This window comes from Pseudoxanthomonas sp. J31 (assembly GCF_000510725.1).
Classification (GTDB): domain Bacteria; phylum Pseudomonadota; class Gammaproteobacteria; order Xanthomonadales; family Xanthomonadaceae; genus Pseudoxanthomonas.
Window position 1 is genome coordinate 295,169 of sequence record NZ_AZNZ01000001.1, and the last position, 16,129, is coordinate 311,297.

At 72.5% G+C, this 16,129-nt stretch carries 13 protein-coding genes and 1 pseudogene; 6 read left to right on the forward strand and 8 right to left on the reverse strand.

Going from position 1 to position 16,129, the window contains the following annotated elements; genetic code table 11:
* Positions 1-7: 7 nt before the first annotated feature.
* The 6 genes and pseudogenes from PSEJ31_RS0101325 to PSEJ31_RS0101345 all read right to left on the reverse strand — a co-directional run bounded on the left by PSEJ31_RS0101325 (position 8) and on the right by PSEJ31_RS0101345 (position 4,155).
* Positions 8-682, reverse strand: coding sequence for a GYF domain-containing protein (locus tag PSEJ31_RS0101325; RefSeq protein ID WP_028914418.1), 675 nt, complete (start codon positions 680-682; stop codon positions 8-10).
* Positions 679-924, reverse strand: coding sequence for a CD225/dispanin family protein (locus PSEJ31_RS17365; RefSeq protein WP_050992193.1), 246 nt, complete (start codon positions 922-924; stop codon positions 679-681). Before PSEJ31_RS17365 ends, PSEJ31_RS0101325 begins: the two co-directional genes overlap by 4 nt.
* 129 nt (positions 925-1,053) lie before the next feature.
* A pseudogene (locus tag PSEJ31_RS17370) lies at positions 1,054-1,194 on the reverse strand (DUF4339 domain-containing protein); the annotation flags it as partial.
* 103 nt (positions 1,195-1,297) lie between these two features.
* Entirely contained in the window at positions 1,298-1,768 is a 471-nt protein-coding gene (locus PSEJ31_RS0101335; protein WP_019398989.1) for a DUF494 family protein, read from the reverse strand.
* A 75-nt stretch (positions 1,769-1,843) separates the two neighbouring features.
* Positions 1,844-2,962, reverse strand: coding sequence for a DNA-processing protein DprA (gene dprA / locus PSEJ31_RS0101340; RefSeq protein ID WP_028914420.1), 1,119 nt, complete (start codon positions 2,960-2,962; stop codon positions 1,844-1,846).
* A 74-nt stretch (positions 2,963-3,036) separates the two neighbouring features.
* A complete protein-coding gene (locus tag PSEJ31_RS0101345) occupies positions 3,037-4,155 on the reverse strand; it encodes a LysM peptidoglycan-binding domain-containing protein (protein ID WP_028914421.1) in 1,119 nt (372 codons plus the stop codon).
* 144 nt (positions 4,156-4,299) lie between these two features.
* On the opposite strand from PSEJ31_RS0101345, the gene def reads away from it, so the two are divergent.
* The 5 genes from def (at position 4,300) to PSEJ31_RS0101370 (ending at position 10,304) form a co-directional block, all read left to right on the forward strand.
* Entirely contained in the window at positions 4,300-4,812 is a 513-nt protein-coding gene (gene def, locus PSEJ31_RS0101350; RefSeq protein WP_019398986.1) for a peptide deformylase, read from the forward strand.
* Positions 4,813-4,927: 115 nt separating this feature from the next.
* On the forward strand, positions 4,928-5,848 hold the full coding sequence (gene fmt, locus PSEJ31_RS0101355; protein ID WP_019398985.1) for a methionyl-tRNA formyltransferase: 921 nt from the start codon (positions 4,928-4,930) through the stop codon (positions 5,846-5,848).
* Positions 5,849-5,851: 3 nt separating this feature from the next.
* Positions 5,852-7,207, forward strand: coding sequence for a 16S rRNA (cytosine(967)-C(5))-methyltransferase RsmB (gene rsmB / locus PSEJ31_RS0101360; protein WP_051403600.1), 1,356 nt, complete (start codon positions 5,852-5,854; stop codon positions 7,205-7,207).
* 29 nt (positions 7,208-7,236) lie between these two features.
* The gene (locus PSEJ31_RS0101365) at positions 7,237-8,955 is read left to right on the forward strand and encodes a glycosyltransferase family 39 protein (RefSeq protein ID WP_019398983.1); all 1,719 of its coding nucleotides are present in this window, start codon (positions 7,237-7,239) and stop codon (positions 8,953-8,955) included.
* 107 nt (positions 8,956-9,062) lie between these two features.
* Positions 9,063-10,304, forward strand: a complete 1,242-nt coding sequence (locus PSEJ31_RS0101370) for an O-antigen ligase family protein (RefSeq protein WP_019398982.1) — start codon at positions 9,063-9,065, stop codon at positions 10,302-10,304.
* A gap of 436 nt (positions 10,305-10,740) precedes the next feature.
* On the opposite strand, the gene PSEJ31_RS0101375 is transcribed toward PSEJ31_RS0101370, so the two are convergent.
* Together PSEJ31_RS0101375 and PSEJ31_RS0101380 are read right to left on the reverse strand one after the other, a co-directional pair.
* Positions 10,741-12,402: an MFS transporter gene (locus PSEJ31_RS0101375; RefSeq protein WP_028914423.1), complete on the reverse strand. Its 1,662-nt coding sequence runs from the start codon at positions 12,400-12,402 to the stop codon at positions 10,741-10,743.
* A 14-nt stretch (positions 12,403-12,416) separates the two neighbouring features.
* Positions 12,417-13,757, reverse strand: a complete 1,341-nt coding sequence (locus PSEJ31_RS0101380) for a DcaP family trimeric outer membrane transporter (protein ID WP_026010601.1) — start codon at positions 13,755-13,757, stop codon at positions 12,417-12,419.
* A 313-nt stretch (positions 13,758-14,070) separates the two neighbouring features.
* On the opposite strand from PSEJ31_RS0101380, the gene acs reads away from it, so the two are divergent.
* Positions 14,071-16,014, forward strand: a complete 1,944-nt coding sequence (acs, locus tag PSEJ31_RS0101385) for an acetate--CoA ligase (protein WP_019398979.1) — start codon at positions 14,071-14,073, stop codon at positions 16,012-16,014.
* The last annotated feature ends 115 nt before the right edge of the window (positions 16,015-16,129 follow it).

Genomic DNA, 16,129 nt, shown 5'->3' on the forward strand with positions numbered 1-16,129 from the left:
TACCGCGTCAGCCGCGGCATTCATGGGGCAGGTAACGGTCTTCGATGGCCGAGGAGCACAGCCAGGTGTCCACCGCCGCGTTGTATTCCAGCCAGACCGGTTGCTGGTCGAGGTCGTCGTTGCCTGGCACGCGCAGGGTTGCGGCCAGGCCGCACAGCTCGCTTTCCTCGAACTCGCCGAAGCGGATCGCGGCGAGGTTGCCGCCGGCGTATTCCTCGGCGCTGGCGAAGCCTTCGTCGTCGTTGGTCGGGCAGCGGCCGTGCTCCTCGACGAAGGCCACCACCGCCGGCTGGTGCACGCGTGCCTCGGCGATGGCCGCCACCACCCGGGTCCTGGCCACGTAGTCCTGGTAGGCCGGCAGGGCGACCGCCGCCATGATGCCCAGGACCGCGACCAGCACCAGCAGGGCCACGCCCAGGACCACGGCCACGATGCAGCCGGTGCGCCGCGGCGGCGGCGCCGGCATGGCGGTGCGCGCCTGGCCGGGGAGCGGGGGCGGCGGCGGGGCGGCCAGGCCCAGTTCGACGGCCACGGCCGACAGCGGGCACCACTGCGCCAGGCCTTCGCGCCAGACCAGGGTTTGCGGCCCGATCGCGCCGCGGCGTGCCAGCGCGGCCAGTTCGGCGGCCGGCAGCGGCCCGTGCTGCTGGCCGTCCGGGGTGGCGTAGTACCAATGGCTCATCCCAGCAGCTCCCCAAGCACGGACAAGAACACGAACGCGGCCAGCGCGATCAGCACCGACAGCGCCGACCACAGCGCCCACAGGCGCGCCTTGCGCGAGGCCTCCAGGGCCCCGGCCAGGTCGCCCTCGGCGCGGCGGCGGTCCACCTTGCAGGCATGGACGATGGACACCACGCCCAGCGGCCAGCAGCACAGCAGGGTGGTGAGGATCGCCCAGGCCAGGTAGGTCGGCACCGGCTGCACGACCGGCGCCGGGCGCGCGCTGTCCCAGGCCTGCGGCGGCGCGTAGGGGCCGGCAGCGGCGGCCGGCGGCAGTGGCGGCGGCGGGCTTGCGCCGAAGCCGGGCAGGCCCAGCTCGGCCGCCACCTGTGCCAGCGGCTGCCACTGCGCCATGCCCTCGCGCCACACCAGCGTGGCCGGCCCGATCTCGCCCGTGGCGGCCAGCTCGCGCAGGCGCGCGGCCGGCACCGGGCCATGCCCCTGCCCGCCGGCAGTGGCGTAATACCAGTCCATTCGTGTCCCCGGAAAATCCGTTTCGTCACGTTACCTTAACCTCCAGATGCGCGGAAGCCGGCGCGTGGCCGGCTTCCGGGAGGCAGGGCAGTGGCGCGGCCGGTCAGTGCACCGGCTCGGGGTCCTCGCCGAACATCTGGGTTTCCATCCAGGCGTAGGCGGCCTCGGCGCCGGGCTGGGTGAACAGCACCATTAGCACCACCCACTTGAGGTCGTCCAGGTCCAGCTCGTCCTGGTCCAGGGCCATGGCGCGGTCGACCACCAGCTCGCGCTGGGCGGCATCCAGCACCCCCTGCTGCTCCAGGAAGGTCAGGAAGCCGCGGCATTCCACGTCCAGCTTGTCCAGCTCCGGGCCATGGAACACCCGCACCGGCCCGTTGCAGCGCGGCTCGGCGCTGGGGCGCTGCTGGGCCAGGCCGTCGAGCCAGTCGAAGGCCTTGGCGATCTCGGCGGGGGTGAATCCGGCCTCGATCAGGCCGGCCTGCAGCGGATCCCGGTCGCGCAGGGTGTCCGCATCGTCGGCGATGTAGTGTTCGAAGAGGTAGAGCAGGACGTCCAGGATGCTTTCTTTCATTGCCCTCGGCCTGCGTCCGGGAAGGACGCGGTGGGTGGGGAACCACGGGCCTGGCGCCAGGCCGTCCGGTCGCCGTCAGGCTCCGGGGCCGTCGCCGCTGGACCTGCGCGCATAGCGGCCATGTTCGACCACGATCCGCCCGTCCAGTTCCATGGCCAGCAGCATGGACGACAGGGTGGCGGGCGTCAATCCGGTCCGTTCAGCGAGGATGTCCATAGGGATTGGGTCATGGCCCAGTGCCTGCCACAACTTGTCGTGGTCCCCCCGGGGCTGGGCAGGCGTCGTGGCGGGTCCGGGACGGGCCGCGGGCGGGGGTGCCAGCTGCCGGGCGAGGTGCCCGGCCAGCGCGGCGATGCCGGCCAGCACGTCCTCCGGCGTTTCCGCCAGCTGGGCGCCGTCGCGGATCAGGCGGTGGCAGCCGCGGGCCTGCGGGTGGTGGATCGAACCGGGCAGGGCGAACACCTCGCGCCCGTAGGTCGCGGCCAGGCGCGCGGTGATCAGGGCGCCGGAGCGCAGCGCGGCCTCCACCACCACCGTGCCCAGGGCGAGCCCGGCGATGATCCGGTTGCGCCCGGGGAAGTGCGCGGCCCGCGGCGGGGTGCCGGGTGGATGCTCGCTGGCCACCGCGCCGTGGGCCGCGATCCGTTCCAGCAGCCCGGCGTGGCGGCGCGGATAGGCCACGTCCGGGCCGGTGCCAAGCACGGCCACGGTGCCGCCGCCGCACTCCAGCGCCGCCTCGTGCGCGGCGCCGTCGATGCCGGCGGCCATGCCGCTGGCCACCACCAGGCCGGCGCGGCAGAAGGCGTGGGCGAACGCGCGGGCGTTGTCGCGGCCGCCGGCGCTGGCGGCGCGGCTGCCGACCAGCGCCAGGGCCGGCCGCCACAACAGGTCCGGGTCGCCGGCCACGAACAGCGCCAGCGGCGCGTCCGCGCATTCCCGCAGCAGGGCCGGGTAACGGGGGTCGTTCCAGGGCAGGAAGTGGTGCCCGGGCTGTTCCAGCCAGGCCAGGCAGCGCTCCAGCAGGGGCGCGGGCACCGCGTCCAGGCGCGCGGCCAGCTCCGGATCGGGCCGCGCCGCCGGCCCGGCCTGCAACAGCGCCCGGCGCGGCGCGCGCGGGCCGCCGGCCAGGGCCAGGCGCAGGGCGGGCAGGGGATCGGCGGCAGTTGCGGGCGGGTGGGCGACGGCGGCGGACATGCCCGCCATCGTCGCCCGGAAGCGGCGACGGCGCCCTAGGGCGCCGTCGCATCGGTGTGTAGGACTAGTCCGGCTTACTCGGTATCCGGATGCCGCGCGCTGTAGCCCACGCGCACCGGCTTCACCCCGTCCATCACCAGGGCGTAGCTGACCTTGTCGAAGGTGCGGAACACCATCGCGTGGGCCGCGTACTCCTCCGGCAGGGCCACGCCGGCGCCGCTGAAGCGGTCGTCCATGCGCGAGGTCTGGCCGCCGGTGACGCGGTCGTTGACCTTGGTGCTCGTGCGCCACAGCGAGACCACGGTGCCGTTGTCGAAGCCGTCGCGGGCGCCGGCCGACAGCGCGATCACGTCGCGCGGGCCGCCGGAGGCGATCGCGTCGGCCACCGCCAGCACGCGCACGTCGGTCGGCAGTTCGCGCGGCGGGTGCGGGAAGAACTGCAGGTCGTACGGCTGCGGCTCGACCGGGATCAGGCGGTCGCCGGCGCGGACTTCCTTGCCGTTGCTGTCCTCCAGGGTCAGCGTGGCCACCTCGACCGAGCCGGCCGGCACGCGGGTGATGGTGCCGACGTTGACCTGGGTCAGCTCGTAGCCGAGGAACTCGTTGCGGTCGGTCGGCGGCACGTATTCCTTCCACAGCGCGCCGTCGCCCGGGGTCGGGCGGCCGCTGGGCAGCAGGTCGCGGGTGTTGCGCGGCATGGCGTAGCGCACGGTCGGGCGGACCACGGCGTAGCGCTGGCCCACGGCGGCGCCGGCGAGGTTCTTCACGTAGGCGGCCTGGCCGGCGCTGCCGCGCAGGCGGTTGTCCTCGAACGCGACCACGTACGGCAGGTGTTCGAAGGCGTCGGTCACGCGCAGGTTCTTCAGGAACGGCTCGATCTCCGACAGCGGCACGGCGCCGATCGGGGCCTCCTCGCGCGGGCCCGGCTCGACCGCGACCACGCGGTCCAGGTAGGCCAGGCTCAGCACGTCGCCCGGATAGATCAGGTGGGGGTTGGCCACCTGCGGGTTGGCCTGCCAGATCTCCGGCCACAGCCAGGGCTTCTTCAGGAAGCGGCCGGCGATGTCCCAGAGGGTGTCGCCCTTCTGGACGACGTAGGTATCCGGATGGGAGCCGGCGGATTCGACCGCCAGCGCATAGGTAGCGACAGTCAGCATCGCGACGGCGAAGGCCGTCCGAAGGCGCGTGAGCATTGTTGAAATCCGCCTGATTCCCCAACAGGTCCGCGGACTATAGTCCAGAAACCCGGTCCCAGCGCAAGCATCCGCGCTAGAATTGGGGACGCTGGCCGGGTCCGTCCCGGCCGATCCTGTTTGCCACCCCCCGGAGCGCCCGCCATGGCCCTGCTGCCCATCCTCGAATTCCCCGATCCGCGCCTGCGCACCAAGGCCGCCCAGGTCGATCCGGCGCAGGTAACCAGCCCGGAATTCCAGGGCCTGGTCGACGACATGTTCGAGACCATGTACGCGGCGCCGGGCATCGGCCTGGCCGCCACCCAGGTGGACCGCCACCTGCGCTTCATGGTCATCGACGTCAGCGAGGACAAGTCCGCGCCGATGGTGTTCATCAACCCGGAGATCGTCTCCTCCCAGGGCAAGCGCGCCTACCAGGAGGGCTGCCTCTCGATCCCGGGCATCTATGCCGACGTGACCCGCGCCGACACCATCGTCGTGCGCTACCTGGACCGCGAGGGCAAGCAGCAGGAACTGCCCGCCGAGGGCCTGCTGGCCACCTGCATCCAGCACGAGATCGACCACCTGGACGGCAAGCTGTTCGTGGACTACCTCTCGCCGCTCAAGCGCGAGATGGTGCGCAAGAAGCTGGCCAAGGCGCGCAGGCACGCCGCCTGAGCCCGGTGGCGCCCCCGCCGCGGCGGCGCCCCGCAGCCCCCCGGGCCGCCGGCGGCGCGCCGGCCGGCCCCCGTACCGCCCGCGGGCGGACGGGCCATCTGGAGACGATGACCCGATGAGGATCGTATTTGCAGGCACCCCGGAGTTCGCGGTGCCTTCCCTGCGCGTCGCCGCGCAACGCGGCGAGGTGGTGGCCGTCTATACCCAGCCGGACCGGCCCGCCGGCCGCGGCCGCGGGTTGCAGGCCTCGCCGGTGAAGCTGGAGGCGGTGGCCCGTGGCATCCCGGTCTACCAGCCGGAAAGCCTGCGCGACCCCGCCGCCCAGGAACAGCTGCGCGCGCTGCGGCCGGACCTGATGGTGGTGGTGGCCTACGGCCTGATCCTGCCCAAGGCCGTGCTCGCCATCCCGACCCACGGCTGCTGGAACGTGCATGCCTCGCTGCTGCCGCGCTGGCGAGGCGCCGCGCCGATCCAGCGCGCGATCCAGGCCGGCGACGCCGAGACCGGCGTGTGCCTGATGCAGATGGAAACCGGCCTGGACACCGGCCCGGTGCTGCTGGAACAGCGCACCGCCATCGGCGAGGCCGAGACCGGCGGCCAGCTGCACGACCGCCTGGCCGAGCTGGGCGCGCAGGTACTGGGCGACGGCCTGGGCCTGCTGCGCGCCGGGATCCGGCCGGTGCCGCGGCCGCAGCCCGCCGAGGGCGTGACCTACGCGCACAAGCTGGACAAGGCCGAGGCGCGGCTGGACTGGAGCCGCCCGGCGGCCGAGCTGGCGCGCACCGTGCGCGCGTTCAACCCGTGGCCGGTGGCCGAGGCCCAGGTGGCCGGCGAACGCCTGCGCATCCACGGCGCGGTGGCGCTGGACCAGGCCCATGGCGCCGCGCCCGGCACCCTGCTCGGCGCCAGCCGCGAGGGCATCGACATCGCCTGCGGCGAGGGCGTGCTGCGCCTGCGCACGGTGCAGCGCGACGGCGGCCGCGCGATCACCGCGGCCGACTGGCTCAACGCGCGCCGCGACCTGGTGGCTGGCTGACGGATGCCTGCGCCGCGTCCGCCCGCACGACGCCCTGCGCACCCGCGCCCGGAGCGGCCGCTGGCCCCCGGCGTGGAAGTGCGCGTGCACGCCGCGCGCGTGCTCGACGCGGTGATGCACCGCGGCCGCTCGCTGAAGTCCGAGCTGGGGCCGGTGCTGCCGCGCCTGGCCGATCCGCGCGACCGCGCCCTGCTGGAGGCGGTGGTGTTCGCCGCCCTGCGCGGCCGCCACCGCTACGAGGCCGCGCTGCGCGGCTGGATGGCCAAGCCGCCGGGCGCCGGCGACGGTTCCCTGGTGGCCCTGCTGCTGGCCGGCTGCGCCCAGCTCGACGCGCTGCAGCTGCCGGCGCACGCGGCCCTGGATGCCACGGTCGAGGCCGCGCGCGCGCTGGGCCGTCCGCACCAGGCGGGCCTGGTCAACGCGCTGCTGCGCCGTGCCCAGCGCGAGGGTTTCCCGGCCGCCGATCCGGCCGCGGCGTGGCCGCAATGGCTGCGGAAGAAGGTCGAGGCCGCCTGGCCGCAGCACGCGGCCGCGGTGTTCGCGGCCAGCGCGCATGCCGCGCCGCTGTGGCTGCGGGTCAACCGCAGGCTGGCCGGTCGCGAGGCCTACCGCGCGCGGCTGCAGGAGGCGGGCATCGCCGCCAGCATCGATCCGCGCCTGGCCGACGGCCTGCGCCTGGACGAGCCGGTGCCGGTGGCGGCCCTGCCCGGTTTCGAGGAAGGCCTGGTCGCGGTCCAGGATGGCTCGGCGCAGCAGGCGGCCGACGCCCTGGCCCCGGAGCCGGGCGCGCGCGTGCTCGATGCCTGCGCCGCCCCCGGCGGCAAGGCCGCGCACCTGCTCGAGCGCGACCCCACGCTGGAACTGCTGGCGCTGGACGTGGACCCGCGCCGGCTGGCGCGGGTGGAAGACACCCTGCGCCGCGGCGGCCTGCTCGGCGAGCGCGTGCAGCTGCGCCCGGTCGACGCCACCACCCCGGCACTGTGGTGGGACGGTTTCACCTTCGACGCGATCCTGCTGGATGCGCCGTGCTCGGCCACCGGCGTGGTCCGGCGCCAGCCGGACATCCTGCTGCACCGCCGTCCCGAGGACATCGAGTCCCTGGTCGCCGCGCAGGCGCGCCTGCTCGACGCGGTCTGGCCGCTGCTGCGCCCGGGCGGCATCCTGCTGTACGCCACCTGCTCGATCCTGCCGGAGGAGAACGCCGGCCAGGTCGAGGCGTTCCTGGCCCGTACCCCGGACGCGGCCGCAGTGCCGTTGCCGGAGGCGTTCGGCCATGCCGCCGGTCCCGGCCGCCAGCGCCTGACCGGGGAGGACGGCATGGACGGCTTCTTCTACGCGCGCCTGCGCAAATCCGAGTGACCTGATCCCCGCCAACCCGAGCCACGGCCATGCCGATACAGGACCTGCGCAAGCGCGACCTCTGGTTGTTCTGGACCCTGGCCCTGCTGGTACTCGGCGCGGGCCTGGGCCTGCGCGACCCGTGGCCGGCCGACGAACCGCGTTTCGCCCTGGTGGCCAAGCAGATGGTGGAGAGCGGCAACTGGCTGTTCCCGCACCGCGGCACCGAGCTGTACTCGGACAAGCCGCCGATGCTGATGTGGCTGCAGGCCGCGTTCTACACCGTGACCGGCAACTGGCGGGTGGCGTTCCTGCTGCCCTCGTTGCTGGCCGCGCTGGGCACGCTGTGGTGCGTGCAGGACCTGGCCGGCCGGCTGTGGACCCGGCGCGTGGGCCTGTACGCGGCGTGGGCGCTGCTGTTCGCGTTCCAGTTCACCTGGCAGGCGAAGAAGGCGCAGATCGACCCGCTGGTCACCTTCTTCATCACCCTGGCCAACTACGGCCTGCTGCGCCACCTGCTGCTGGGCCCGGCCTGGCGCTGGTGGGCCCTGGGCTGGGCCGCGGCCGGCCTGGGCACGATCACCAAGGGCGTGGGCGCGCTGGCGTTGCTGATGGTGCTGCCGGCGGCGATCGCCGCGGTGCGCGGCTGGCCGCGGGTGCGGGTACACGCGCGCGACCGCCGTTTCTGGCTGGGCCCGCTGGCGTTCCTCGGCGCGGTGTCGGTGTGGCTGGTGCCGGTGCTCGCGGTGGCGCTGTCGCAGGACCTGCCCGAGTATCGCGCCTACCTGGACGACATCCTGCTGCGGCAGACCGCCAAGCGCTATTCGCAGTCCTGGGACCACCACCAGCCGGCCTGGTACCACCTGGGGGTGATGGCCAGCATGTGGATCCCGGCGGTGCTGGCGCTGCCGTGGGCGATCCCGGCCTGGCGCCGGCGCCTGCGCCGGCGCGACCCGCGCTACCTGCTGCCGCTGGCCTGGTGGCTGCTGGTGCTGGTGTTCTTCTCCATCCCCGATGGCAAGCGCGACGTGTACATCATGCCGGCGCTGCCGATGATGTGCCTGGCGCTGGCGCCGTTGCTGCCGGGGATCCTGCGCCGGCGCCTGCCGCGCGCGCTGCTGCTGGCGCTGGCGCTGCTGGTGGCGCTGCTGTTCCTGGCCGGCGGTGCCTCGGTGCTGTCCGGCGTCGGTTCGCTGCCGGAGCGGCTGCGCGAGCAGCGCGGCCTGGATCCGCAGGGCATCGTCGCCGGCGGCTGGATGCTGCTGGCGATCGGCGCCTGGGGCCTGGGTTGCGTGCTGGCTTTCCGCCGCCGCGCGGTGGCGGCGCTGTCCGCCACCCTGGCGGGGCTGTGGGTGGTGTTCGGGCTGGTCGGCTACGGCCTGCTCAACGACGCCAGTTCCGCGCGCGGGGTGATGGCCGCGGCCGGCCGCCGCATCGGCCCGGAGGCGGAGCTGGGCCTGGTCGCGTGGAAGGAGCAGAACCTGCTGATGGCCGACCGCCCGGCGGCGACCTTCGGCTTCAAGCGTCCCTGGGACGAGCAGCTGCAGCTGGCGGTGGCCTGGCAGGCGCAGGCCCCGGACCGCTGGCTGCTGGTGCTGGAGGACGCGCTGGAGCACTGCCTGGACCCGCAGCGGATCGAGCTGGCCGGCATTTCCAACCGCCGCCGCTGGTACCTGGTGCCGCCGGACGCGGTCGTCGCCCCCTGCGAGGCCACCCCGGAGGAGCGCGCGCGCGCGGCCGCCGGGCAGGCGCGGGACCTGGAGGAGTGAGCGCCGGCGCCGGCGCCGGCTCAGCCTTCGTTCCGCGTGGCGCGGCGACCATGTGCGGCTCGCCGCGCACGCAAGCCGAGGAAAGAGTGGGGAGTGACGACGACCGCATGGAAGGACACCGGCTGCACTGGGCACGGCGCTGTGCGGCCTGCGCGCTGTGGTGCCTGCCGGCGCTGGCCCTGACCCTGCCCAAGGGACTGCTCCCGTTCGGCCTGCTGCTGCTCGTCTCCACCCTGCTGGTGCCCGGCGTGGTCGCCGGCGCGCGCCGCATCGGCTGGCCGCTGGCGGCAGTGGCCGCGACGGCCCTGCTGGCGATGGGCGTGGCCCTGCTTTCCAGCCACTGGGCCGGCGGCGGGGGCATCGAGAGCCGCGACCGCCTGCTGGTCCTGCCGTGGACGATGGCCTGGGCCTGGGCCCTGCGTCCGCCGGCCAGCTGGCTGTGGCGCGGGGCGATGGCCGGCCTGGCCTGCGCGGTGGTGCTGGCCTTCGTCCAGGTCGCCACCGGGCTGGGGCGCGCCTCCGGCTGGGTCAACGCGATCGTGTTTGCCGACGTGGTCCTGCTGCTGATGGTGCTGGCGGTGTTCTGCCGGCCGCCGCGCAGCTGGCACTGGGCGGTGTTCGGAGTGGTCTGCGGCACCGTGGCGATCCTGTTCAGCGGCACCCGCGGGACCTGGCCGGGGCTGCTGCTGCTGCTGGCCGCGGTGGTGCTGGGCAGCGGCTGGCAGAGCTGGCGCTACCGGGTGCTGCTGCTGGCCACCGGCCTGGCCGGCGTGGTGGCGCTGGTGGGGGTGGTGCCCGGGATGAGCCACCAGATGCGGCTGGTCGAGCTGCAGCAGGACATCGAACGGATCGATGCCGGCGACCACGATTCCTCCGCCGGCGCGCGCCTGGAACGGCTGCAGGTGGCGGTCGACGCCTTCCTCGAGCGGCCCTGGACCGGGGTGGGCTTTGCCCAGTTCGACCGCGCCATGCGCGAGCAGCTGCCGGCCTGCCGCGAGCCGCACCCGGCCGAGCGCTGCGACCTGGGCCACGCCCACAACGACCTGGCCGAGTGGGCCGCGACCATGGGCATCCCCGGCGTGGTCTCGCTGCTGCTGCTGTACGGCGTGCCGCTGGCGCTGTTCCTGCACCTGGCCGGGCACACCGGCGTGCCGCGCATGCGCGGGATCGCCGCCGGCGGCGCCATGCTGGTGGTGGTGTTCGCCCTGTGCGGGCTTACCCAGTCGATGTTCGCGCACCAGACCACCACCAGCGCCTATGCCGCGCTGACCGGCATCCTGCTGGGCCTGGCCCTGCACGAGGCCGCCGCCGCCGGACGCCTGCGCGGACGCGGCGTGCGCGGGGACTGAACCGCGGCGCGGTCCGGCGCCCGGCGCCTGCCGGCCGCTGCCGTCTCCATGGTCCGTGGCAGGCCGCGGCCACAGCCGCAGTCCCGGGTGTGCACCGGCTGGCACGGGCCTCGCCTTCCGTTCTCCCGGGCGTGCTGCGCTTGTCCGGACTGCTCCGCGACGGCCCACCGGCCGTGCTGGTGTCGTGTTCCGCGCCCTCCATTCCCGGGCGTGCTGCGCCTGCGCGGACAACGGTCGCGGCCCAGCGGCGCGGGGGCACTGGCCGATGGCGCCGTCGCGTCCGGTGTCCGCCGTTGCAGGGCAGGGGATGCCAGGCCGTGCCTGCCTGCCGGCCGGCCGCGGGCCACGCGCGGCATGAAAAAGCGCCGGCCCACGGGGGCCGGCGCCGGGTGCTGCAGCCGGTCCGCGCGGGACCGGCTTTGCCTGCCGCGGAGGGTCAGGCGGTGATGTCCACGTCCTTGGTCTCGCGCAGGAACAGGGTGCCGATCACCAGGGTCATGACCGCGATGATGATCGGGTACCACAGGCCGTAGTACAGGTTGCCCGAAGCCGCCACCAGGGCGAAGGAGATCGCCGGCAGGAAGCCGCCGAACCAGCCGTTGCCGATGTGGTACGGCAGCGACATGGAGGTGTAGCGGATGCGGGTCGGGAACAGCTCCACCAGGTAGGCGGCGATCGGGCCGTAGACCATGGTCACGTAGATCACCAGGAGCCACAGCAGCAGGATCGTCATCGGCATGTTGATCCGGGCGGTGTCGGCCTTGTCCGGATAGCCGGCGTCGACCAGGGCAGCCTTCAGCGCGCCGCCGAACTCGCCCTGCTTGGCCTTCAGCTCGTCGCCGGCCAGGCCGGTGGCGTCGTACGAGGTGACCGGACGGTCGCCGATGTGGACCTCGGCCACCGAGCCCGGGGCCGCCGGCTGGATGGTGTACGGCACGCCGGCGCGGGCCAGCGCGGCGGTCGCCACGTCGCAGGAGCTGGTGAACTTGCGGACACCGGCCGGGTCGAACTGGAAGCTGCAGGTTTCCGGATCGGCCACCACCACCGCCGGCGAGGTGCGCGCGGCTTCCTCCACCGCCGGGTTGGCGAAGTGGGTCAGGCCCTTGAAGATCGGGAAGTAGGTCACCGCGGCCAGCAGGCAGCCGGCCATGATGATCTTCTTGCGGCCGATCTTGTCCGACAGCCAGCCGAAGAACAGGAAGAACGGGGTGGCCAGGGCCAGCGCCGCGGCGATCAGCAGGTAGGCGACGGTGGAGTCGACCTTGAGCATGCTCTGCAGGTAGAACAGCGCGTAGAACTGGCCGCAGTACCAGACCACGGCCTGGCCGGCGGTGGCGCCGAACAGGACCAGCAGCATCAGCTTCAGGTTGCCGGTCTTGATCGAGTCACGGAAGGGCATCTTCGAGCCCTTGCCCTGCGCCTTCATCTCCTGGAACAGCGGCGACTCGCTCAGCTGCAGGCGGATCCACACCGAGATGCCCAGCAGCACGATCGAGGCCAGGAACGGGATGCGCCAGCCCCAGTCCTCGAACGCCTCGGTGCCCAGCGACAGGCGGCAGCCCAGGATCACCAGCAGCGACAGGAACAGGCCCAGGGTCGCGGTAGTCTGGATGAAGCTGGTGTACAGGCCGCGGCGGTTGGCGGGCGCGTGCTCGGCCACGTAGGTGGCCGCGCCGCCGTACTCGCCGCCCATGGCCAGGCCCTGGGCCAGGCGCAGGATGATCAGGATGACCGGGGCGGCCATGCCGATCGAGGCGTAGTTGGGCAGCACGCCGACCAGGAAGGTCGAGATGCCCATGATCAGGATGGTGACCAGGAACGTGTACTTGCGGCCGATGCGGTCGCCGAGGCTGCCGAAGAAGGCCGCGCCGAACGGACGCACGAAGAAGCCGGCGGCGAAGGCCAGCAGCGCGAAGATCATGCCCGTGGTCGGGTTGACGCCGCTGAAGAACTGCTTGGCGATGATCGCCGCCAGCGAGCCGTAGAGGTAGAAGTCATACCACTCGAAGACGGTACCCAGGCTCGACGCGAAGATGACCTTCTTGTGGCCCGAGGTGAGCTCGCCCTTGGGCGAGGCGGATGCTGCCGTGGTGCTCATAGGGATCCCCTTCCTCAGAAGCTGTACTTGATGGAGGTATGCAGACGCTTGAGGTCGCCCTCGCGGTCATCCTCGAGGGAACGCTGGCCGTAGCTGATTTCCGCGCCAACGTCCAGCTTCGGGAACGGCGAGTAGATCAGGTTTGCGTGGAACGACTGGGTGCGCTCGGTCGCGCCGTAGCCGGTGAGGCTGGTGTCGTTGTCGAAGTGCGAGGCCGCGTACATCAGGTTGGTGCGGACCTTCGGGCTGAACACGTGGCGCCAGGCCACGAAGCCGCCGTAGCCGTCCTGCGCGTGCAGCGCGCCGTTGGCGTCGACCACCACGTCGCTGCCGATGCCGAACGCCAGGTAGCGGCCGATGCCGCTGCCGCCGTTGACCGCCCAGCGGATGTCGTCGCTGGCGCCGAGGTTGAACTTGCCCGACACGCTCAGCGCGGCGCCGGTCTCGGTCTCGTCCAGCCACTTGAACTGGCGCACCAGGCCGGCGACGGTGAAGTGGCCCCAGTCGCCCTTGGTCAGCCAGCGCGCGGTCAGGTCGGGCAGGACGTTGTCGCCGCTGTTGAAGCGCGCCGCGGCGCTGAGGTACGGGTTGACCGTGGTCTGCGGGTTCTCCAGCGAGACCGACCACGGGCCCTTGGTGTAGCGCACCTGGGCCTGGCGCACGAACACGGTGCCGTCGGTCGGGCCGACGAAGTCCACCGCGTCGGGCAGGGCGGCCACGTCCATGAAGTTGGACCAGGTCTGGCCGGCCAGCCAGTTGTTCCAGCTGACGTAGGCGTGGCGCAGGGTGACGGCGTAGGTGTTGGTCGCCGTCTCGTTGCCGGCCAGGGCGTTGCTGCCGCCGCCGAAGAAGTCGGCCTCGACGTAGCCCTTGAACTTGTCGCCGTTGGCGGTGACGTGGTCCACGCCCAGGCCGAAGCGCGAGAACTGGGCATGGAAGTCGGTGTACGGGTCGCCGCCGTCGGCGCCGGCGCCGCCCACCGGGATGGTGCTGGGCACGTAGAACAGCCGGCCCGACGAGCCGTCGGCGATGCGGCCGTCGCTGGTCTCGGTGACCATCGCGTCCATCTTGATGAAGCCGGTGTACGAGAACGTGGTGCCCGGGTTGGCGTTGGGCGTGATCGTGGTGGCCTGCACCGGCTGCTTGCCGGCCGGGACCGCCGGTGCCGCCGGTTGCGCCGCCTGCTGCTGCTGGGTGGTCAGCAGCGCCTGCACCTGGCGCTCCAGTTCGGCCACCCTCGCCTCAAGTTCCTTCTCGCGGTCGCTCTGCGCCATGGCAGCGCCGGGCACGGCAAGCGCGAGCAGCATTGCGGCTGCCAGCGGCCTGCGCACCAGTCTTGCGGGATGCATGCTCATTGCCCCTCCTCTCCCTCTGCGAATGAGTGCTCGAAATGGCGACCGACCGCCCCTCTGCGGCCGGTTGCGCGGCCAGACTTCGCACGCTGCCGGGCAAGCGCCTATTCGCCATTAGTCGAAAACGCCGGGCGGCCGGACATCCGGGCCCGCCGTTGCGGGATCCGCGCGCGCAAGGCCGCCATGCTGCAGTGCATCTATCGACCAAGGTAGTAGCCATACTGCTGCATCGCGTCACGGCCCTTGCGTCAAACTTGGGCCGTTGCCGCACGCCCCCGCGCGGCGTCCAGTCACTGGCATCTGGAGGAGGGAAGCCATGTCCGACCTGTACCCCGTCAAGCCCGAGTTCGCCGCCAAGGCGAGGATCGGCAAGGATGACTACCAGCGCCTCTACCGCGAATCGGTGGAGGATCCCGAGGGCTTCTGGGCGAAGGCGGCCGAGCGCCTGGACTGGTTCCGCAAGCCGACCGTCATCAAGGACGTCAGCTACAAGCTCGAGGACTTCCGCATCCGCTGGTTCGCCGACGGCGAGCTCAACGCCTCGGTCAACTGCCTGGACCGCCAGCTCGAGAAGCGCGGCGACAAGGTCGCCATCCTGTTCGAGCCGGACGACCCGTCCGCGCCGGTGCAGAAGGTCACCTACCGCCAGCTGTACGAGCGGGTGTGCAAGCTGGGCAACGCCCTGCGCAACCTCGGCGTCGGCAAGGGCGACCGCGTCACCATCTACCTGCCGATGATCCCCGACGCGGTGGTGGCGATGCTGGCCTGCGCGCGCATCGGCGCGATCCACTCGGTGGTGTTCGGCGGCTTCGCGCCCAACTCCATCGCCGACCGCGTCGCCGACTGCGGCAGCAAGCTGATCATCACCGCCGACGAGGGCCTGCGCGGGGCCAAGAAGATCCCGCTGAAGGCCAACGTCGACGCCGCGCTGAAGCTGCCGGGCACCAATACCGTCGAGACCGTGCTGGTGGTGCGCCATACCGGCGGCGCGGTCGACATGCAGGCCCCGCGCGACCGCTGGTTCCACGACGTGGTCGACGGCCAGCCGGCGCAGTGCGAGCCGGAGCGCATGAACGCCGAGGATCCGCTGTTCATCCTCTACACCTCCGGTTCGACCGGAAAGCCGAAGGGCGTGCTGCACACCACCGGCGGCTACCTGCTGTACGCGTCCTACACCCACGAGGCGATCTTCGACCTGCGCGAGGACGACATCTACTGGTGCACCGCCGACGTCGGCTGGGTCACCGGCCACAGCTACATCGTCTACGGCCCGCTGGCCAACGGCGCCACCTCGCTGGTGTTCGAGGGCGTGCCCAACTACCCGAGCGTGTCGCGCTTCTGGGAAGTGATCGACAAGCACCAGGTCACCATCTTCTACACCGCCCCGACCGCGATCCGCGCGCTGATGCGCGAGGGCGAGGCGCCGGTGAAGAAGACCAGCCGCTCCAGCCTGCGCCTGCTTGGCAGCGTCGGCGAGCCGATCAACCCGGAGGCCTGGCGCTGGTACTACGACGTGGTCGGCGACGGCCGCTGCCCGATCGTGGACACCTGGTGGCAGACCGAGACCGGCGGCATCCTGATCTCGCCGCTGCCCGGCGCGGTCGACCTCAAGCCGGGCTCGGCCACGGTCCCGTTCTTCGGCGTGCGCCCGGCCCTGGTCGATACCGACGGCCGCGTGCTCGAGGGCGCGGCCGAGGGCAACCTGGTGCTGCTGGATTCCTGGCCGGGGCAGATGCGCACGGTCTACGGCGACCACCAGCGCTTCATCGACACCTACTTCCGCACCTACCCGGGCACCTACTTCACCGGCGACGGCTGCCGCCGCGACGAGGACGGCTACTACTGGATCACCGGCCGCGTCGACGACGTGATCAACGTCTCCGGCCACCGCATCGGCACCGCCGAGGTGGAGAGCGCACTGGTGGCGCACCCGAAGGTGGCCGAGGCCGCGGTGGTCGGCTTCCCGCACGAGATCAAGGGCCAGGGCATCTACGCCTACGTCACCCTCAAGGCCGGCGAGCAGCCCAGCGACGAGCTGCAGAAGGAGCTGGTGGCCTGGGTGCGCAAGGAGATCGGCCCGATCGCCACCCCCGACCACCTGCAGTGGGCCGCCGGCCTGCCCAAGACCCGCTCGGGCAAGATCATGCGCCGCATCCTGCGCAAGATCGCCGAGAACGCCCCGGACCAGCTGGGCGACACCTCGACCCTGGCCGATCCGTCGGTGGTCGAGTCGCTGGTCTCCGAGCGCAAGGTGAAATGAGGTCGTGATTCGTGATTAGTTATTGGTGATTCGGAAGAGCGAGGCGCCCGCTTCGGTCACCATCGGGGCGGCGGTCCGGCCGCCCCCGCTTTTGCGAACCGCGAATCACGCATCC

What these genes read in the sequence shown, in the direction of transcription:
- PSEJ31_RS0101325 (WP_028914418.1), bottom strand. Translation starts at nt 682, where the DNA reads ATGAGCCATTGGTACTACGCCACCCCGGACGGCCAGCAGCACGGGCCG.
- PSEJ31_RS0101335 (WP_019398989.1), bottom strand. Translation starts at nt 1,768, where the DNA reads ATGAAAGAAAGCATCCTGGACGTCCTGCTCTACCTCTTCGAACACTAC.
- dprA (WP_028914420.1), bottom strand. Translation starts at nt 2,962, where the DNA reads ATGTCCGCCGCCGTCGCCCACCCGCCCGCAACTGCCGCCGATCCCCTG.
- PSEJ31_RS0101345 (WP_028914421.1), bottom strand. Translation starts at nt 4,155, where the DNA reads ATGCTCACGCGCCTTCGGACGGCCTTCGCCGTCGCGATGCTGACTGTC.
- def (WP_019398986.1), top strand. Translation starts at nt 4,300, where the DNA reads ATGGCCCTGCTGCCCATCCTCGAATTCCCCGATCCGCGCCTGCGCACC.
- fmt (WP_019398985.1), top strand. Translation starts at nt 4,928, where the DNA reads ATGAGGATCGTATTTGCAGGCACCCCGGAGTTCGCGGTGCCTTCCCTG.
- rsmB (WP_051403600.1), top strand. Translation starts at nt 5,852, where the DNA reads ATGCCTGCGCCGCGTCCGCCCGCACGACGCCCTGCGCACCCGCGCCCG.
- PSEJ31_RS0101365 (WP_019398983.1), top strand. Translation starts at nt 7,237, where the DNA reads ATGCCGATACAGGACCTGCGCAAGCGCGACCTCTGGTTGTTCTGGACC.
- PSEJ31_RS0101370 (WP_019398982.1), top strand. Translation starts at nt 9,063, where the DNA reads ATGGAAGGACACCGGCTGCACTGGGCACGGCGCTGTGCGGCCTGCGCG.
- PSEJ31_RS0101375 (WP_028914423.1), bottom strand. Translation starts at nt 12,402, where the DNA reads ATGAGCACCACGGCAGCATCCGCCTCGCCCAAGGGCGAGCTCACCTCG.
- PSEJ31_RS0101380 (WP_026010601.1), bottom strand. Translation starts at nt 13,757, where the DNA reads ATGAGCATGCATCCCGCAAGACTGGTGCGCAGGCCGCTGGCAGCCGCA.
- acs (WP_019398979.1), top strand. Translation starts at nt 14,071, where the DNA reads ATGTCCGACCTGTACCCCGTCAAGCCCGAGTTCGCCGCCAAGGCGAGG.